Below are 18163 nucleotides of genomic sequence, written 5' to 3' on the forward strand. Positions count from 1 at the left end.
GGGCCGCGGCATACGCTTGCTGACCGTGCCAGCCCTCGTGCCGTATGCCGTCAGGCCGGGTGAGGTCGACGCCTACCGCTCCGCGCTGGAACGCGCGCTGGACGGAAGCGGCCCGGCCCTTGCGCCCGACTCCGCCGCTTCCGGGCCCCTGCCGGACGGTCCCCTGCCGGACGACCTGGCACTGGTGGTGAGCACGTCGGGGTCGACCGGCTCCCCCAAGCGGGCGATGCTGACCGCCGCGGCGTTGCGCGCGAGCGCGGACGCGACGCACGAGCGACTCGGCGGCCCCGGCCAGTGGTTGCTGGCCATGCCGGCCCAGCACATCGCCGGCACACAGGTCATCATCCGGTCGTTGCGCGCCGGGACCGACCTGCTGGTGCTGGACCGGTTCGATGTCGACGGATTCGTCTCTCTCACGACGCAACTAACCCACGAACGCGCGTACACCTCGGTGGTGCCTACCCAGCTGGGTCGATTGCTCGATGCCGCACCGGAGAGCCTGCGCCGCTACGCGGGCGTCCTGCTGGGCGGTGCCGCGGCCTCACCGACGCTGCTCGCGCGTGCCGCCGACGCCGGGGTGCGGGTGCTCACGACCTACGGCATGAGCGAGACGGCGGGTGGGTGCGTGTACGACGGAGTGCCCCTCGCGGGGGTGTCGATCGAGCTGGAGGACGACGGGCGGATCACCTTGTCCGGGCCGACGATCGCGCACGGATATCTGGCCGACCCCGAGCGGACGGCCGCGGCGTTCGATCTGTCGACCCCCCTACGGCAGTTCCGCACCGACGACCTTGGCAAAGTGCGCGACGGCGTGCTGCGGGTGCTTGGGCGACGCGACGACGTGATCGTCACCGGCGGCATGAAGGTCGCGCCGCAGGTCGTGCAGGATGCGGCGGCCGCGCTCCCCGGGGTCGCGGACGCGGTGGCGCTGGCGCTGCCGGACCCCGAGTGGGGGCAGGTGGTTGCGCTGGCGCTCGTCCCCACCGGTTTCGGACATGTAGAACGGGGCACATCCGACGCGGTGCGCATGTCCGAAAGATGGACGGTGCGGCAGGTGCGGGACGCGCTGCGCGCCGACCTCCCGGCGTACGCGCTGCCCCGCCGGGTGCTCGTCCTGGACGCGCTGCCGCTGCGCGGACCGGGCAAGCCGGACCGGGTTGCGCTGGCCACTTTGCCCGGATGGCAGGATTGAGCCACATCCCCGCACGTCCGAAAGGCAGCCGCACCCCACCATGGCCACGTTGAACCAGTGGGTGCAGGGCGCCCGGCCGCGCACCCTCCCCCTCGCCGTCGCGCCCGTGGTCGCCGGCACCGGAGCGGCGTACGCGCTGCGGCACGCCAACCCGGCGTACGCCGTGCTCGCACTCCTCGTCGCGGTCAGCCTGCAGATCGGCGTGAACTTCGCCAACGACTATTCCGACGGCATCCGCGGCACCGACGACGAGCGCGTCGGCCCGGTGCGACTGGTCGGGCAGCGGTTGGCGACGGCGGGCAACGTGAAGCTCGCGGCGTTCATGGCGTTCGGCTTCGCCGCGCTGTGCGGGCTGGCGCTCGTCGCGCTGGCGAACCAGTTCTGGCTGCTGCTCGTCGGGATTCTCGCGATCGTCGCGGCGTGGAAGTACACCGGCGGCAAGCACCCCTACGGGTATCTCGGTCTCGGCGAGCTCTTCGTCTTCGTGTTCTTCGGCCTCGTCGCGACCCTCGGCACCACCTACACCCAGGTCGGCCGCGTCGAGAGCGCCACCTGGGCGGCCGCCGTCGGCGTGGGCGCGATGGCCTGCGCGGTGCTGGTCGCGAACAACCTGCGTGACATCCCGGGCGACCGCGAGGTCGGCAAGCGCACCCTGGCCGTGCGGATGGGCGAGCACGGCACGGCGGTGTTCTACGTCTTCCTGCTCTGCGTCGCGCTGGCCGCCACGATCGTCGCGGCCCACACCCGCACGTACGCCCTGCTCGGCATCCTGGGAGTCGGCGCCGCCGTCCCGTCGATGCTGCTGATCGTGCGCGGCACCCGCGGTCGCGCGCTGATCCCCGCGATCGCCGGCACCAGCCTCGCGGCCCTCGGGTACGGCGTGCTGCTCGGCCTCGGCTTCTACCTCGACTACCTGGTCGGCTGACTCGCCGGATCGCGCGCGTCGGGCCGGCGCGGACCACGGCATGATGCTGCGGTGACGACCGCGCAGAGCGACCCGCACGACCCGGAGATCCGCGCCGCGACGACGGAGGACGTCGCGGCGATCGCGGCCCTGGTCGACCGGATGTGGCGTACGACGTACGCCGACCTGGTCGATGACTCCTTCTGGGCAACCGTCCCGATGACGTTCTGGGCCGCGGAGATCCGCTCCCATCTCTTGCTCGCCCTGACCGCGCTCGTCGCGGTGGACGGGGACGAGGTCGTCGGATGGGTGTGCAGCGGCCGGGCGCGCTCGGAGCAGATCGACATCCCGCGAGCCCGCGACCGCGAGCTCTACACCCTGTACGTCGGCGCCCCCGGCCACGGACTCGGCCAACGTCTCCTCGACACAGCACTCCCCGGCGGTGAGCAGGCCGAGCTCTGGGTCTTCGAGGCCAATCTCGCGGCGCAACGCTTCTATCGCCGTAACGGGTTCGCGCCGGAGGGCAGCCGGCACGTCTACCTCCCCGAGACCGCGGCCCTGCCGGAGATCCGGATGGTCCGCTGACCCCACGCGGCATGATGAACCTGACGGCGTCGGCAGTCCGGCCGACGCGGATCGGAGCAGCGAGCATGACCTCTTCGTGGTCGGCCCAGGAGCTGGGAAGCATCGCAGCCGCCGACGAGTTGCAGATCGCCGTCAAGCGTGCGGACGGCACGTTGCGGCGGTGGGTGACGATCTGGGTCGTGCGCGCCGGGGACCACGTCTACGTGCGGACGTGGTACCGACGGGATACGGGCTGGTTCGGGCACGCGACGAGGTCCCTGAAGGGTCGGATCAGGGTCCCGGGCGTCGAGGTCGACGTGCGGATCGAGGACGTGGGCTTCGGCGGCGATGACCTGCGAGCGCACATCGACGCCGCGTATCGGGCCAAGTACGGCGGTGGCTCCGACGACCGGATGGTCGGTGACGAGGCCGCCGCCGCCACCCTCCGGCTCGTGCCCGACCGATCGTGAGAGTCGTCGTCGGCCGATTGGGTGCCGCGGCGGATCCGGATGGCCCCGCGGCCGACCCGGCATGATGCTGCGATGACGACTTCGCAGCACGCCGACCGTGAGAAGTTCGAACACCTGCGCACGACGCTGGAGACGGCCGGGGTGCACGCGGTCCTCGGCACCACGGTCAACGCCGCCGGGCTGACCCTCGCCAAGAGCGTGCCGATGCAGCGCTTCGAGGCCTTCCATCGCACAGGTCTCGGAGCGGCACGGGTATGGCCGGTGTTCTGCATCGACGCCGCGATCGCGTCCGCGCCGGGCATCGACGCCACCGGCGATCTGCGGCTGCGCATCGACATCGATGCGGTACGCGACATCGGCAACGGCCTGGCCTGGGCACCGGCCGATCTGCGGACGCAGCAGGGCCATTCGATCGGTGCGTGCACACGCAGTCTCCTGACCGACATCGAGACACACCTGGCGAGCGCGGGGCTGACCGCGCTGGTCGGGCACGAGCTGGAGTTCGTGCTCGTGGCTCCGGACGGCGCGGCGCAGGGAGGCGGATGGGTGCCGTACGGCGCCACCGGGCTGCTCGACCAGGAGTCGTTCGCGGCCGACCTCCTCGCGGCCGCCGGCGCCGCCGGTCTGCGGATCGAGCAGTTGCACAGCGAGTACGGCCCACAGCAGTTCGAGTTCTCCCTGGCACCGGCGGCCCCCGTCGCAACGGCCGACGCGGTCGTGCTGGCCAAGCTGCTCGTCGGGCGGACCGCTCGGCGCCACGGCCTGCGAGCGTCGTTCTCCCCCAAGCCTTTCCATGGAGCGGTGGGCAACGGAGCGCACCAGCACTTCTCGTTATGGCGCGACGGCCGACCACTTTTCGGCGGAGGCGACGGCCCGCACGGCCTCACGCTTGAGGGCGGTGCAGCGATCGGCGGCATTCTGCGAGGACTGGCCGATGTGCAGGGTCTGCTGACCGGCTCGCTGCTGTCCGGTGCCCGCCTTTCGCCCGGCATGTGGTCCGGAGCGCACGCCGGCTGGGGTCTGGAGAACAGGGAGACCGCCGTACGCCTCATCCAGGGCGGCGCTCCGGAGGGCTCGAACGTCGAGGTGAAGTGCATCGACCCGTCCGCCGGCGTCTACGCGGCGACCGCAGCCGTGCTCGCGCTGGCGCTCGACGGGATCACCGACGGCGCAGCGTTGCCCGACGAGGTCGAGGGCGACCCAAGCGGGTGGAGCGACGAGGACAGGGCTGCGGCCGGGGTGCCGCTGCTCTCGGACGACCTCACCACGATCCTCGCTGCCCTGGACGGATCCGAACGCGCGCGGCGGCTGCTGGGCGACGACATCGTCGACGCCACGGTCGGCGTACGGCGGCACGAGCTCGACACGTACGGCGACCGGGAGCCGGAGGAGGTCGCCGACCTCTTCCGGCTCGCCTGGTCGATCTGACCCACCTCGCCGACTGCGCATGTCGGTCACGTTTTCAGCCGCATCCGGCCCACGACATGCGCAGTCGGCGGATGGGTGTCAGGAGTAGGAGGCGTGCGGCGCGAGGCGCAGGGATTGCGGCCGCGACCGGTCGTGGCCATAGATGAGCAGCCCGCCCGTCGAGTCCGCCAGGTCGCGCAGTTCGTACGCGCTACGCCGTGCGGCCGCCGGGTCGTGGTGGGCCGACCAGTCGTCGCGCTCGAAGCTCTGCGCGATGTGCACCGCGTCCCCCGCGAGGATCACCGTCCCGGTCTGCGGAAGGGTCACGACCACGGACTGGTGGCCCGGCGTGTGCCCGGGGGTGGGCAGCACCCGCACTCCCGGCGCGATGTCAGCGGGGCCGTCGAGCAACTCGTACGCCAGCTGCGGCAGGTCCCAGAACCGCCCCGGGTAGTCGGGGTTGTCGCGGGCGAAGTCGACCTGGGCACGCTGCACGAGAAACCGCGCATGCGGGAAGAGGTCGTTGTCGCCCGCGTGGTCGAAGTGCAGGTGGGTGTTGACGACGTACGCGACATCCGGCGGCGTCAGACCGAGCTCGCCGAGCCGATGGGTCAGGGTGTCCGCGGAAGTCATGTCGCCGCGTAGGTCGCCCTCCGACACCGTGCCCCGCCAAGCCAGGTCAGGGTCGTCGACGTGACCGCGGTGCATCCCCGTGTCGACCAGGAGATGGGCGCCGTCGACGAGACGGATCAGGTACGCCGAGACCGGAAGTTGCAGCCGCGGCATGTCGGGCGAGCCCGGCGCCACGGTCGAGGCGGTGCAGTCGCACGACCCCAGGTCGAGCACCCACAACCTGTCGGCGCAGGAGGTCAGTCGTCGTCCTCGGCGGTGCGCATCGCGTCGGCCTTGGCGCGCTTCTTCTCCACGCGGCGTTCGACCTGGGCGGCGAACCGCTCACGCGGCACCCGCAGCGCGTAGACCGAGATGACCGCGGACAGCACTGCGGAGATCACCAGCAGCGGCCAGCCGCGCAGCTGGCAGAACCACAGCGCGATGAGGACCAGGAAGAACGTCGACAGTCGCAGGAGGGTGTATCGCGCCATTCAGCTCACAGCCCCGAATAGGAGTGCTGACCGACGAAGTACACGTTCACGATGCCGTAGTTGATCAGGATCGCGACGAAGCCGGCGAGCGCGATGTACGCCGCCTTCTTGCCGGACCATCCGGCCGTCGCGCGGGCGTGCAGGTAGGCGGCGTAGACGACCCAGATGACGAGCGTCCAGACCTCCTTGGGGTCCCAGTTCCAGTAGTGGCCCCACGCCTCCTGCGCCCAGATCGCGCCGGCGATGAGCGTGAAGGTCCACATCGGGAACGCCACGATCAGCACGCCGTACGTCGTGCGGTCCAGCGAGGCCGCCGACGGCAGGGCATCCATCCACTTCAGCCGCTCGCGACCCGCCTCGCCGCGCTCGTCGCGCCAGTTCTGCACGAAGTAGGCAAGCGTCAGGCTGAACGCCAGCGTCGAGAGGGCCACCGACAGGGTCGCGACGGTGACGTGGATGGACAGCCAGTAGCTCTGCAGCGACGGCATCAGCGAGCTGGCCGCGGTGTAGTAGATGACGGCGGCGAGCATCTCGAAGAGCACGATCGGGCCGGTGATGAAGACGCCGAGCCAGCGGATGTCCGACTTCAGGCTCCACGCCAGGAAGAACACCATGGCGAACATGCAGCCGACCATGGAGAACTCGTACATGTTGCCCAGCGGCGGGCGGCCCACGGCGATGGTGCGGGTCACGACGGCGACGATCAGCAGCAGCGTCCCGAGCCAGGACAGGGTGATTCCCCGCCCGCCCCACGGTCGCTTCTCCGGCGCGACATCGGTCGCCACGGCCGTGTCGACGAGCACGTCGCCGTCGGCCGTGGCCTGCGTCTGCGTGGTGGCCGAACGACGGGCCTCGAGCCGCGCGGCGCGGTAGGGCGCGCCGGCGAGGTCGAGCGCGAAGGACATCATCGCCAGCGTCAACACGAGCGCCGAGGCCCACAGGAAATGCGAGGAGAGGGTGGCGATGCCCGTGTCGATGTGGTCGTTGCTGAAGTCGAACTTCATGTGCGGGCACCTGCCTGTGTACGGAGCTGTACGTGCGTGCTGTCGTCGCCGGCGACCGCGAGCGCCAGCCCGTCGATCGCCACTTCCAACCGTGGGTCCTCACCCTTGGCGAGACCACCGACGCTGACCAGGCTACGCGCGGGATCCTGCGGGTCCGCCGTCACCTTCACGAAGACCCGGCGACGGCGCAGCGTCATGGACATGATGAGCCCGATCAGACCGAGCAGCGCGCCGTAGAGCGCGGGCAGCTTGCCGGGGTCGTGCCGGGTCGACAGGCCCGCCCAGCGCTGCACGCTGTTGAAGGTGATGGAGCCCCGACCACCGGGCAGTTTGACCGTCTGGCCGGGCTTGAGCATCAGCCGCAGCGGTTGCTTGCTCTGCGCGCCCGTCCCCTGCACCTGCTTCATCGCCGAGGTGTCGAGCGTGTAGACCGACTGCGGCTCGTTTCCGGGGAAGAGGTTGCCGACGTACATCCCGAGCACGAGCGCCGGATCCTTGGGCGCCGGGAAGGTGGAGACCGGGCCGAGAGTGTCGGAAAAGGCCGCTGTCGGGAGGAAGAAGCCGAAGAAGCCCATCTGCTGGGAGGAGGGAAGCGAGGACACCTTCACGGCACCGGTGGACTTGTAGTTGTTGTCCTGGGACAGGAAGGGCGTCTCCTGCTGGTAGAGCACGTCGCCCTTCGCGTCCCGCACGGTGATCATCGGGGCATACCCGTTGCCGAGCAGGTAGACGGAATTGCCGCCGATCGACAGCGAGTGGTTGACGGAGATGACCTTGCGCTGCGGCTTGCCGTTGCCGTCCTGCACCGTCGTGTACGCCGTGAAGTGGCGCGGCTGGCCGTACTGCGGCGACGTCGGCGCCACCTTGTCCTCGAAGGACACGTCGAGGCTGTTGAGGCGCAGCAACCACGGGCTGAACTTCGAGGTGTCGACGAGGGGTCCCGCGTTGAGGGTGTCGTACTGGCCGTTGACCAGAGGCGTCCCGACGGGCACGATCGCATCGCCGCGCCACCCCCACAGGTGTCCCGCGGCGACGGCCAGCACCACCCAGATCAAGCACGAGTGGAAGATCAGGTTGCCCGTCTCGCGCATCCGGCCGGCCTCGGCGGCGATACTGCGCGCTCGGCCCTCGACCGCGGCGTCCTCCCGCACCCGGTACCGCTTGCGCTTCAGCACCTGCCGCGCGCGGTCGAGCACGACGTCGGCCGGTTCGTCGACGCTGCGCTCGACGTACGCCGGCAGCCGCGACAGGTTCTTGGGCGTCCGGGGCACCGGTGCGCGCAGGGTGCGCAGGTGGATGCGGATGCGCGGGATGACACAGCCGATGAGCGAGATGATCAGCAGGATGTAGATGGCGGCGAACCACGGCGACACGAAGACGTTGAAGAACCCCAACCGGTCCAGCCAGGGCGCCAGGCTCGGGTGGTTGGTCTTGTACATCGCGACCCGGCCGGCGTCGATGCCGGTCTGCGGGATGATCGACCCGGGGATCGCGGCGACCGCCAGCAGCAGGAGCAGGAAGAGCGCCGTGCGCATCGAGGTCAGCTGCCGCCAGAACCAGCGGGCGGTCCCGAGCGGCCCGAGGCGTGGCTGAGTGATCGTGGAACTCATCAGATCGCCGGCTCGAAGCTGCCGTTGCCGACGAGCTGCGTCTGGATCCACGCCACGAAGTCCTCCCAGAGGCCGCTCACCATGAGCACACCCACGATCAGCATCAGGGTCCCACCGACCAGTTGCACCGCCCGGTGGTGGTCGCGCAGCCAGCGCGACGCGCGTTCGGCCCGGGACCAACCAGCCGCGATGAGCACGAAGGGGATCCCGAGCCCGACCGTGTAGCAGACGGCGAGCAGGACACCACGCGGTACCGGACCACCCTGGTGTCCCAGGGGCGCGGCTGCGACCTGGATCGCGCCGTACACCGGGCCGACGCACGGGCTCATCCCGAGCCCGAACACCACACCCAGCAGCGGTGCGCCGAGCAGGCCCGCCGCCGGACGCCAGCTCACCGGCAGACCGCGTTGTCCGATGAAGCCGAGGTAGACCAGCGCCAGCAGGATGACGATGACCCCACCGACCCTGGTGACCAGACCGAGGTGGTTCTGGGTGAGATCAAGGGCCCAGTTGAGAGCGACGGAGATCCCGACGAGTACGACGCCGAAACCGAGTACGAAGAGCAGCGCGCCGGACACCAGACGGGTGCGGCGACGTTCGTCGGTCAAGCCCGTGACATAGGCGAGGAACCCGGGCACCAAGGGCAGCACGCACGGTGATGCGAAGGAGACGAGCCCTGCCACGAGAGCAAGGCCCACCGCCAGCGGGAGGCTGCCGGAGGCGACGATCTGCTTCACGTCGGCGGACATCATTTACCTGACAGCGTGTCGTCGACCAGGCCGACCAGGGTGGTGTCATCGATCGGACCGGTCACCCGCGCCGCGATCCGGTGCTGGGAGTCCAGCACCAGAGTGGTGGGCGGAGCGCCGTTGAAATTCCCACCGAGCGCGGAGATCGACCGTCCGTCGCCGTACTGCAGCGACGGATACGTCATCCCCCGCTGCTGGGTCGTGGCCAGCGCGGTGGCCGCGCCCTCCTTGTAGTCCAGGCCCATCAGCACGACCGGCTTACCGCTGGCCTTCAGCTGGGTCCACGCCTTCTGCAGACTCCCGAACTCCGTCTGGCACGGCCCGCACCACGAACCCCACACGTTGAGGACCACGACCTTGCCCTTGGCATCGGTGGCGCTCGACCACGGCGCACCGGTCAGGACCGAGCCGGACACCGTGAGGGGCTTGCCGCGCTGGCCGACCGAGAGCTGTTCGACGGCGCCGTCCCCACCTGTGCCACCAGCGTTCTTCGCCTGCGCACCGATGCCGTTGCCCCCACCACCACTGCTGCACGCGGAAAGCAGGATCGCGGCGCACAGCGCACCCGTGGTCAGACGCAGCGACCTCATGCGCCCGCCACCGCCGATGCGCGAGGCAACAGTGCGGCGGCCGGCTCGGCGTACGTCACCATCGTGACGTCCGGGCCGCGGAAGGTGAGGCTGGTGACCGAGGCCAGGGTGCACTCGCGGTGGCGCGGGTTGTGCCACAGACGGCGGTGCTCGGCGTCGAGCCGGGCGATCCAGACGGGCAGCTGGTGACTGACGATGACTGCCTCACGACCTTCGGCCTGCACCCGGGCATCGTCGATCGCCGTGCGCATCCGGGTGGCGATGTGCGCGTACGGCTCGCCCCAGGACGGCTTGATCGGGTTGACCAGCTTGGGCCAGAAGCGCGGCTGCAGCAGCTGCCGGGGTTGAGCGCCCACCGTCATCCCCTCGAAATCGTTGTCGGCCTCGATGACCCGGTCGTCCAGCGCGACGGGCAGCTTGGCCGCCTCGGCGAGCGGCTCGATGGTCTGCTGGGCGCGTTCGAGCGGTGAGGACACCAGGTGCGCGATGTCGTTGTCCGCCAGGTACGCCGCGGTCAGCTGCGCCATCTCGTGGCCCAGCTCGGACAGTTTGAACCCCGGCATCCGGCCGTAGAGCACCTTGCCGGGGTTGTAGACCTCCCCATGACGCACCAGGTGCACGATCGTGCGCTCACTGCCCGTCATGTCCCCCAGTTTCTCATCCATGTCTGTGTGCCTCGTGACCGCAGGGGCGTCGACGCGAACGCGACGTGCCGGGGGCCGATCAGGACCTTGCGGCAGCGGCGGCAGCGGCGGCCGCAGCGGGCAGCGCTGTCAGTACGGCGTCCACGGCCGCGTCGTCGTGGGACGCGCTGACGAACCACGATTCGAAGGAGCTGGGCGGCAGGTGCACGCCCTGCTCCAGCATCGAGTGGAAGAACCGCCCGAATGCCGCCGTGTCCTGGTCGCGCGCGTCGTCGTAGTCCCGCACCCGTTCCTCGCGGAAGAACACGTTGAACATCGAGCCGGCGCGCCCGATCACGTGGGGGACGCCGGCCGCGCTCAGTGCATCGGCAGCACCCGCGGCCAGCGCGTCGCTGACCTGGGTGAGCCGCTCGTAGACCTCTGCGGTGCAGCCGCGCAGGGTCGCGAGGCCGGCGGCGGTCGCGACAGGGTTTCCCGACAGCGTGCCCGCCTGGTAGACCGGCCCGTCGGGTGCGAGCCTGCTCATCAGCTCGGCCGACCCGCCGAACGCCGCCGCCGGGAAGCCGCCGCCCATCACCTTGCCGAAGGTGAACAGGTCCGGCGCGCCGCCCTCCGGCTCACCCTCCAGGCCGTACCAGCCGGCCGGCGAGCACCGGAAGCCGGTCATCACCTCGTCGCTGATCAGTAGTGCGCCGTGCTCGTGGGTGATCCGTCGCAGCGCTGCGGTGAACCCGGGCTCGGGCGGTACGACTCCCATGTTGCCGGCGGCCGCTTCGGTGATGACGCAGGCGATCTCGTCGCCGTGCTCGGCGAACGCCGCTTCGACAGCGGCCACGTCGTTGTAGGGCAGCACGATCGTCTCGTGAGCGCTGGAGACCGGCACTCCTGCTGAATCGGGCAGCGCGAACGTCGCGAGCCCGCTCCCAGCCGCGGCCAGCAGGGCGTCGACGTGACCGTGGTAGCAGCCGGCGAACTTCACGACCTTGCTGCGCCCGGTCGCACCGCGCGCGAGGCGCAGCGCGCTCATCGTCGCCTCGGTGCCGGAGCTCACCAGCCGGACCTGCTCCAACGGGGCGACTCGGTCGACGATCTCCGCGGCGAGCAGGACCTCGTTCTCACTCGGCGTACCGAAGGAGAAGCCCTTGGCCGCCGCGTCCCGCACCGCCTGCTCCACGTCCGGGTGGGCATGCCCCAGGATCATCGGACCCCACGAGCAGATGAGGTCGACGTACCGGTTCCCGTCGACGTCCGTCAGCCACGGACCCGTGCCGGAGGCCATGAAACGCGGTGTGCCGCCTACGGATCGGAAGGCTCGCACGGGCGAGTTCACGCCTCCGGGGATCACCGCGCGCGCCGTGCGCATCAACTCGTCGGATCGGGTCGTGGACTGTGCTGCAGGCATGCCGCCATCCTCGCAGGCGCCCGGACGCCCGGCTCGGCCCCCACCGTCCAGGCGGTCGGGTCTCCAAGGCGACGTGGTGGCCTACGCGGTCGTCCTGCGTCCAGGTGGGGGTTTTGCGTCCGTGGCCAGTGCTGCAGTCCTGGCCGCAGACGCAGAACGCGCACCTCGACGCAGAACGCGCGCATCGCGGAGGGGTGCGTGCACCGCCGCGAGGGGGTCAGGCGACGACCTCAGGCGACTTCGGTGTCCTTGCCGGTGAGGTGGCGGCGTATGGCGTCCATCGCCTTCCCCAGCACCTCCAGCTCGCTCGGGCCGACCTGCTCGATGAAGTGCTCCCGCACGCCCTGCACGTGCAGGCGGGCCGCACGACGCACAGTCTCCCACCCGGGGGCCGTGAGGGAAAGCACCACACCGCGGCGGTCCTCGGGCGCATCGCTGCGCGAGACCCATCCGCGCCGCTCGAGACGGTTGGCGGTGTGGGTGACGCGGCTGCGCGACTGGATGATCAGGTCGGCGAGCTGACTCATCCGCATCGAACCGTCCGGCGCCTCCGAGAGCATCGACAGCAGCTCGTACTCCGCGAACGACAGTCCTGCGCCCTGCAACTCGGTGTCCAGGCGCACTTCGAGCGCACGGCTGGCGCGCAGGTACGCACGCCAGGCGTGTTGCTGGTCCTTGGTCAGCCAGGGCTGGTCGGCGGCTGTCACGGTTGCCCGTCCATGTCAGCTGAGCCTACCGTCGCGCACCGTCTCAGACGGTCGACCTCAGGATCGTCGCGACCTCGACGGCGTAGTAGGTGAGGACGATCGAGGCACCCGCCCGTTTGATGGAGGTGAGCGTCTCCATCATCATCCGGTCGCGGTCGATCCAGCCGTTGGCTCCGGCCGCCTCGATCATCGCGAGCTCGCCGCTCACCTGGTAGGCGGCCACCGGGACGTCGACCTCGTCGGCGACGGCGCGCAGCACGTCGAGGTAGGGCAGCGCGGGCTTGACCATCACGATGTCCGCGTCCTCGGCGAGGTCGAGGGTGAGCTCCCGCATCGACTCGGTGAAATTCGCCGGGTCCTGCTGGTAGGTCGCGCGGTCGCCCTGGAGCGTCGAGTCGACGGCCTCCCGGAACGGTCCGTACGCCGCCGACGCGTACTTCGCGGTGTACGCCAGGATGATCGTGTCGGTGAAGCCGGCACCTTCCAGCGCCGCGCGACATGCGCCGACCTGCCCGTCCATCATCCCGGACAGCCCGAGCACGTGCGCGCCGGCGCGGGCCTGCGCGAGCGCCATCTGCGCATAGATCTCCAGAGTGGCGTCGTTGTCGACCCGGCCCTGCTCGTCGAGCACCCCGCAGTGCCCGTGCGAGGTGAACTCGTCCAGGCACAGGTCGGACATCAGAACGGTGCTGTCACCCAGTTCGTCGCGCAACCGGCGCAGCGCCACGTTGAGGATCCCGTCCGGATCCGTTGCGCCCGAACCGATCTCGTCACGATGCTCGGGTACGCCGTAGATCATCAGGCCCCCGACTCCGGCCGCTACCGCGTCCCGCGCGGCGACCACGAGGGAGTCCAGGCTGTGCTGCAGGACGCCGGGCATCGAGCCGAGCGGGACCGCGTCGGTCAGCCCTTCCTTGACGAACATCGGCAGCACGAGGTCAGCCGGGTGCAGCCGCGTCTGCGCCACCAGCCGGCGGACCGCGGGGGTCTGCCGGAGCCTGCGCGGGCGGTGCTCCATCAGGCCTTGGCCTTGCGCCGTGTCGCGGAACGGCGGTCGCTCGGGCGGCGTACGCCGTCGCCCGCCTCGGCCGCCGACAGGGCGAGGCCGCGGCCGTAGTCGGCCAGGGCGTCGACCAGCGATGCGGCGGACGGCTCGGCCGCGAGGACGTCGACCCGCAAGCCGTGTTCCTCGGCGGTCTTCGCGGTCGCCGGGCCGATACACGCCACCACCGTCGAGGTGTGCGGCTTGCCGGCGATGCCGACCAGGTTGCGCACGGTCGAGCTGGAGGTGAAGAGGACCGCGTCGAAGCGACCGGACTTGATCGCCTCGCGCACCTGCGGAGCCGGCGGAGCGGCCCGCACCGTGCGGTAGGCCGTCACGTCGTCGACCTCCCAGCCCATCTCCTGCAGACCCGCCACCAGGGTGTCGGTGGCGATGTCCGCGCGCGGCAGGAAGACCCGGTTGATCGGGTCGAGCAGGTCGTCGTACTCCGGCCAGCCCGCGAGCAGGCCCTTGGCGGACTGCTCGCCCTCCGGCACCAGATCCGGTTCGAGACCCCACTCGCGCAGGGCGTCGGCGGTGACTCCCCCGACGGCGGCGATCTTCAGGCCGGCGAACGCTCGCGCGTCCAGCCCGAACTCGGCGAACTTCTCCTTGACCGCACGCACCGCATTGGCGGAGGTGAAACCGATCCACTCGTAGCGGCCGGTGACCAGGCCCTTGATGGCCCGCTCCATCTGCTGCGGGGTGCGCGGCGGCTCGACGCTGATGGTCGGGACGACGTCGCTGGCCGCACCGAACGACGCGAGCCGCTCGGTCATCGTGCCGGCCTGCTCCTTGGTGCGCGGCACCAGGACGTTCCAGCCGAAGAGCGGCTTGGTCTCCCACCAGGACAGCTGGTCGCGCAGACCCACGGTGCTGCCCACGATCGCCACAGTCGGCGCGTGCACCTTGTCGGCCCGGATGACCTCTGCGGCTTCGCTCAGGGTGGTGACCTGGGTGGCCTGCTCGATCAGCGTGCCCTGCGCGGTGAGCGCGACCTTCGCGTCACCGTCGCGGCCCGCAGCGAGCAACCGCCCGAGCGCGTCGGCGATGTTCTCGGTCGCACCGAGGAGCACGACCGTCGTGTCGTCTCCGGTGGAGCGCTCCCAGGCGACCTTCCCGTCACCGGCACTGATGACGTGCACGGCGCGGGTCGCGTTGTTGGTCAACGGGATACCGGCGTACGCCGGCACCGCGGACACCGCGCTCACACCGGGCACGATCTCGAAGGGGATGCCGGCCTTGCTGAGGGCGATCGCCTCTTCGGCGAGACCGTTGAACATGGCCGGGTCGCCGTCCATCAGCCGGACCACGAGGGTCTCCTCGGACGACGGGTCGCTGGGCGACGCCTGCTTGGCGGCGCGCACGACCAGCTTGGCGCGCGAGGCGTGGGTCAGCGGCTGGCCCGCCTCGCCGTGTCCGGCGTCCACGATCTCCACGTCGGCGCGGGCGTACGGCGCGACGAAGTCCTCCCGCGCGATCCGGTCGATCACGATGACGTCCGCGCGTCGCAGCAGGCTGACGGCCCGCGTGGTCAGCAACCCGTGGTCGCCGGGGCCCGAGCCGACGAAGGCGACCGTCGGCAGGGTCTTGGCCTTGGCGCCCTTGGAGGTGGTGGAGGTGCCGGAGGTGCTGCTCTTCCGATTCGATGCAGTGGTGGTGCTCACGATTCACGCTCCGCAGCGTTTGTTGGGACGAGGTCTTCGGGGTGGGTGCGGGACGCATCCGGTTGCGGAGGCGCCCCTGGAGGTATGACGTCGGCGGCGCCGTCCTGGAGCAACAGCTGTGCCAGTTCGGTACCCAGTCGGGGGGCGGCCTCAATCGGTCCGGTGACGGATCGACGCAGCTCGAACAACCCGTCCTTGCTGCCGACGAAGGCGCGCAGCGAGATCAGCAGGGAGCCGTCGAGCTCCTCGACGACCTCCGCCAGAGCCCCGATCGGCGACGAGCAGCCTGCTTCCAGCGCACCGAGCACCGCACGTTCGGCGGTGACCGCCGCGCGGGTGTCGGGGTCGTCCAGGGGCGCGAGCGCCGTCCGCAGCTCCGTGTCGTCCTCCCGGACCTCGAGCGCCAGTGCGCCCTGTCCGGGTGCCGGCAGCATCTGCAGCGGGTCCAGCACCTCGGTGATCGCCTCGGTGCGGCCCACCCGGGCCAGTCCGGCGCGGGCTAGGACGACCGCGTCCACCGTCCCGCTGGTCACGAGCGACATGCGGGTGTCGATGTTGCCGCGGATCCCGCGCACCTGCAGGCCGAGCCCGAGGGCGTTGAGTTGCGCGGCCCGACGGGGAGAGCCGGTGCCGACGACGGAGTCCTGCGGGAGCTCGGCGAGGGTGAGTCCGTCACGCGCGACGATTGCGTCGCGGGGGTCCTCCCGCGGCGGGATCGCGGCGATCACCAGGCCGGGCTCGGGCTGCACCGGCAGATCCTTCAACGAGTGCACCGCGAGGTCGACCTCGCCGGCGAGCAGTGCATGACGAATCGCGGCGGCGAAAACCCCTGTGCCACCCATGGATTCCAGAGGTGCGCGGTTGGTGTCACCCTCGGTGGTGATCATCACGAGCTCCACCTGGTGTCCGCGTTCGCGCAGCAGTTTCGCGACGCTCTCGCTCTGGGTGGTCGCGAGCGCGCTGCGCCGGGTGCCCAGTCGCACGATCATCGGGTTTCACCGTCCGGCAGCCGCGGGACCCGCGAGACGCGGGCGTCGTGGGGGTCCAGGTCGAAGAGGGTGCGCAACAGGGCCGCGTAGTCCTGGCCGTGCTCCTCGCCGGCCAGCTGCTTCATCCGGACCGTCGGGGTGTGCAGGATCTTCTCGGTGACCCGGTGCAGCGTCTGGCGCACCTGCGCCCGCTGCGCATCGGTCAGTTCCATCCGGCTGCCCAGCCGGTCCATCTCCGCGTCGACGACATCGGCGGCCCGCACCCGCAGGGCCGACACCGTCGGCACGACTGCGGCGGACCGACGCAGCACCAGGAACTCGGCGACCTCGGCGGTGACCAGGTCCTGTACGACGCGCAGCGAGTCGCGCTGCGGGCCGTCGGCGGTGGTGCGGGCGCCGAGCTCGTCCAGCGTGACGAGGGTGACGCCGTCGAGCTGGCCGCATACAGGGTCGATGTCCCGCGGGAGCGCCAGGTCGATCAGCACCATCGGCCGGGTCGCGGGTCCGTCGGCGTACAGCAGGTGCGGCACCAGGACGTGCCCGACCGCGCCGGTGCACGAGATCACGATGTCGGCGCCGGCGACAGTGTCGGCCAGTTCCGCCCAGGGCCGCGCGGTGGACCCGGTGGAGGCGGCGAGACGCTGCCCGTGCTCCGGCGTGCGGTTGACGATGGTCAGGGCGCCGACCCCGGCACGGGTGAGGGTGTGCGCAGCGAGCGCACTCATCGAGCCCGCACCGATGATGACCGCGGACTGCGCGGACAGCGCGCCCAGGTGCTCCTGCGCGATGCCCAGCGACTGCTCGACGAGCGAGCGGCTGACCGTGTCCAGGTCGGTCTCGGCGTGCACCCGCTTGCCCACCCGCAGCGCGTGCTGCACGAGCTCCGACAGCGACGATCCGAGTCGGCCGGCGTCCTGCGCGGCCCGCATCGAGGCACGCAGCTGACCCAGGATCTGACTCTCGCCGATCGCCATGGAGTCCAGCCCGGCCGCCACGGAGAAGAGGTGGGCGACGGCCCGGTCCTCGAAGTGCACGTAGAGGTGGTCGCGCAGTGCCGGCAGCGGCATCCCGGTGACGGCCGCGAGCGTCTCGCTGATCGAGGTGACCGCACCGTGGAACGTGCCGACCTCGGCGTACAGCTCGGTGCGGTTGCAGGTGGACAGCACGAGCAACTCGCTGACGTGCTCGTTGCCGACCAGGGACTGCCCGATTCGGTCCTGCTGAACGTCGTTCAGGACGACGCGCTCGAGGGTGGCGAGGTCGGCGGTCCGGTGGGAGATGCCGATGACGATGACGCTCATCCGCTGGCCTCGATCCCGTCGGTGGCGATCCGGGCGTCGTCCTTGCCGCGCTGCTCGTGGAAGGCCAGGATCTGCAGCTCGGTGGCGAGGTCGACCTTGCGCACCTGGGTGTGCGACGGGACGCTCAGCACCCCGGGAGCGAAGTTCAGGATCGAGCGCACTCCCAGCTCGACCACGGCGTCGGCGACCTCCTGGGCCGCGACGGGCGGGGTGGAGATGACGGCGATGACCTGCTCGGTGACGGTGGCGGCGAACTGCTCGAAGTCCACGACCCGCATGCCCGCAATCTCGGTGCCGACCACGGCGGGGTCCCGGTCGACGAGCCACTGCACCCGGAATCCCCGGGTGGCGAAGCCGCTGTACGCCGCGAGAGCGTGGCCGAGGTTGCCCATCCCGATGATCGCGACCGACCACGGGTGCTGCAGTCCGAGCTGGCGGGTGATCTCGCTGGCCAGCCGCTCCACGTCGTAGCCCACGCCGCGCACGCCGTACGAGCCGAGGTACGACAGATCCTTGCGCAACCCGGCCGAACGGACACCGGCGATGGTCGCCAGCTCCTCGGAGGAGACGACCTCCACACCGGCTGTCACCAGGGGGTGCAGGGCACGTAGGTAGACCGGAAGCCGAGCTACCGTCGCGTCCGGGATGTCCCGCCGCGTCATGGGGTCGGTCGTCAAGAGCGCTCGACTCCTCCCGAGGTCGGCAGGCCCTATATCAAACGCCTGCGCAGAGGATGTAATACCCCCTGACCATAAGACTTTGTGAAGGCATGCACAAAATCGCTCCGCGGCGTCATAAGTGCTAAGCGGCACTACACC

The 18163-nt window shown here is 70.5% G+C and carries 19 protein-coding genes; 5 read left to right on the forward strand and 14 right to left on the reverse strand.

Annotated features, from left to right (window positions below):
• Positions 1-25 precede the first annotated feature (25 nt).
• From menE to J4030_RS00790, 5 genes are all read left to right on the forward strand, one after another.
• Entirely contained in the window at positions 26-1192 is a 1167-nt protein-coding gene (gene menE / locus J4030_RS00770) for an o-succinylbenzoate--CoA ligase (protein ID WP_307864494.1), read from the forward strand.
• A gap of 40 nt (positions 1193-1232) precedes the next feature.
• Positions 1233-2117 (forward strand): 1,4-dihydroxy-2-naphthoate polyprenyltransferase, encoded by an 885-nt coding sequence (locus tag J4030_RS00775; RefSeq protein WP_208047277.1) that lies wholly within the window; start codon positions 1233-1235, stop codon positions 2115-2117.
• 51 nt (positions 2118-2168) lie between these two features.
• Positions 2169-2681: a GNAT family N-acetyltransferase gene (locus J4030_RS00780; RefSeq protein WP_208047278.1), complete on the forward strand. Its 513-nt coding sequence runs from the start codon at positions 2169-2171 to the stop codon at positions 2679-2681.
• A gap of 65 nt (positions 2682-2746) precedes the next feature.
• Complete coding sequence (locus J4030_RS00785; RefSeq protein ID WP_208047279.1) at positions 2747-3130, forward strand: DUF2255 family protein; 384 nt, start codon at positions 2747-2749, stop codon at positions 3128-3130.
• A gap of 72 nt (positions 3131-3202) precedes the next feature.
• Positions 3203-4558 carry a glutamine synthetase family protein gene (locus J4030_RS00790; RefSeq protein ID WP_208047280.1) on the forward strand — a complete coding sequence of 452 codons (1356 nt, stop codon included), beginning with the start codon at positions 3203-3205 and terminating at the stop codon, positions 4556-4558.
• Between the two features lie 78 nt (positions 4559-4636).
• Here the strand turns inward: J4030_RS00790 and J4030_RS00795 are convergent, their stop codons facing one another.
• From J4030_RS00795 to J4030_RS00860, 14 genes are all read right to left on the reverse strand, one after another.
• Entirely contained in the window at positions 4637-5383 is a 747-nt protein-coding gene (locus tag J4030_RS00795; protein WP_208047281.1) for an N-acyl homoserine lactonase family protein, read from the reverse strand.
• A 23-nt stretch (positions 5384-5406) separates the two neighbouring features.
• The gene (locus J4030_RS00800; RefSeq protein WP_208047282.1) at positions 5407-5640 is read right to left on the reverse strand and encodes a DUF4229 domain-containing protein; all 234 of its coding nucleotides are present in this window, start codon (positions 5638-5640) and stop codon (positions 5407-5409) included.
• A gap of 5 nt (positions 5641-5645) precedes the next feature.
• On the reverse strand, positions 5646-6644 hold the full coding sequence (gene ccsB, locus J4030_RS00805) for a c-type cytochrome biogenesis protein CcsB (RefSeq protein ID WP_208047283.1): 999 nt from the start codon (positions 6642-6644) through the stop codon (positions 5646-5648).
• Positions 6641-8254, reverse strand: coding sequence for a cytochrome c biogenesis protein ResB (locus J4030_RS00810; RefSeq protein ID WP_208047284.1), 1614 nt, complete (start codon positions 8252-8254; stop codon positions 6641-6643). Before J4030_RS00810 ends, ccsB begins: the two co-directional genes overlap by 4 nt.
• Entirely contained in the window at positions 8254-9003 is a 750-nt protein-coding gene (locus J4030_RS00815) for a cytochrome c biogenesis protein CcdA (RefSeq protein WP_208047407.1), read from the reverse strand. The genes J4030_RS00810 and J4030_RS00815 overlap by 1 nt, the downstream gene beginning before the upstream one ends.
• The gene (locus J4030_RS00820; RefSeq protein ID WP_208047285.1) at positions 9003-9593 is read right to left on the reverse strand and encodes a TlpA disulfide reductase family protein; all 591 of its coding nucleotides are present in this window, start codon (positions 9591-9593) and stop codon (positions 9003-9005) included. Before J4030_RS00820 ends, J4030_RS00815 begins: the two co-directional genes overlap by 1 nt.
• Positions 9590-10237 carry a histidine phosphatase family protein gene (locus J4030_RS00825; RefSeq protein WP_208047286.1) on the reverse strand — a complete coding sequence of 216 codons (648 nt, stop codon included), beginning with the start codon at positions 10235-10237 and terminating at the stop codon, positions 9590-9592. The genes J4030_RS00820 and J4030_RS00825 overlap by 4 nt, the downstream gene beginning before the upstream one ends.
• Before the next feature lie 79 nt (positions 10238-10316).
• Positions 10317-11639: a glutamate-1-semialdehyde 2,1-aminomutase gene (hemL, locus tag J4030_RS00830; RefSeq protein ID WP_208047287.1), complete on the reverse strand. Its 1323-nt coding sequence runs from the start codon at positions 11637-11639 to the stop codon at positions 10317-10319.
• Between the two features lie 230 nt (positions 11640-11869).
• Positions 11870-12346 (reverse strand): MarR family winged helix-turn-helix transcriptional regulator, encoded by a 477-nt coding sequence (locus J4030_RS00835; RefSeq protein WP_208047288.1) that lies wholly within the window; start codon positions 12344-12346, stop codon positions 11870-11872.
• A gap of 43 nt (positions 12347-12389) precedes the next feature.
• Complete coding sequence (hemB, locus tag J4030_RS00840) at positions 12390-13364, reverse strand: porphobilinogen synthase (protein ID WP_208047289.1); 975 nt, start codon at positions 13362-13364, stop codon at positions 12390-12392.
• Positions 13364-15055: a uroporphyrinogen-III synthase gene (locus tag J4030_RS00845; protein WP_374221973.1), complete on the reverse strand. Its 1692-nt coding sequence runs from the start codon at positions 15053-15055 to the stop codon at positions 13364-13366. The genes hemB and J4030_RS00845 overlap by 1 nt, the downstream gene beginning before the upstream one ends.
• A complete protein-coding gene (gene hemC / locus J4030_RS00850) occupies positions 15052-16044 on the reverse strand; it encodes a hydroxymethylbilane synthase (RefSeq protein ID WP_208047290.1) in 993 nt (330 codons plus the stop codon). Before hemC ends, J4030_RS00845 begins: the two co-directional genes overlap by 4 nt.
• A complete protein-coding gene (locus J4030_RS00855) occupies positions 16041-17345 on the reverse strand; it encodes a glutamyl-tRNA reductase (RefSeq protein ID WP_208047291.1) in 1305 nt (434 codons plus the stop codon). The genes hemC and J4030_RS00855 overlap by 4 nt, the downstream gene beginning before the upstream one ends.
• Positions 17342-18022 carry a redox-sensing transcriptional repressor Rex gene (locus tag J4030_RS00860; RefSeq protein WP_243762653.1) on the reverse strand — a complete coding sequence of 227 codons (681 nt, stop codon included), beginning with the start codon at positions 18020-18022 and terminating at the stop codon, positions 17342-17344. Before J4030_RS00860 ends, J4030_RS00855 begins: the two co-directional genes overlap by 4 nt.
• Positions 18023-18163: the final 141 nt, after the last annotated feature.

The sequence above is a fragment of the Allobranchiibius sp. CTAmp26 genome (genome assembly GCF_017565405.1).
Lineage (GTDB): Bacteria > Actinomycetota > Actinomycetes > Actinomycetales > Dermatophilaceae > Allobranchiibius.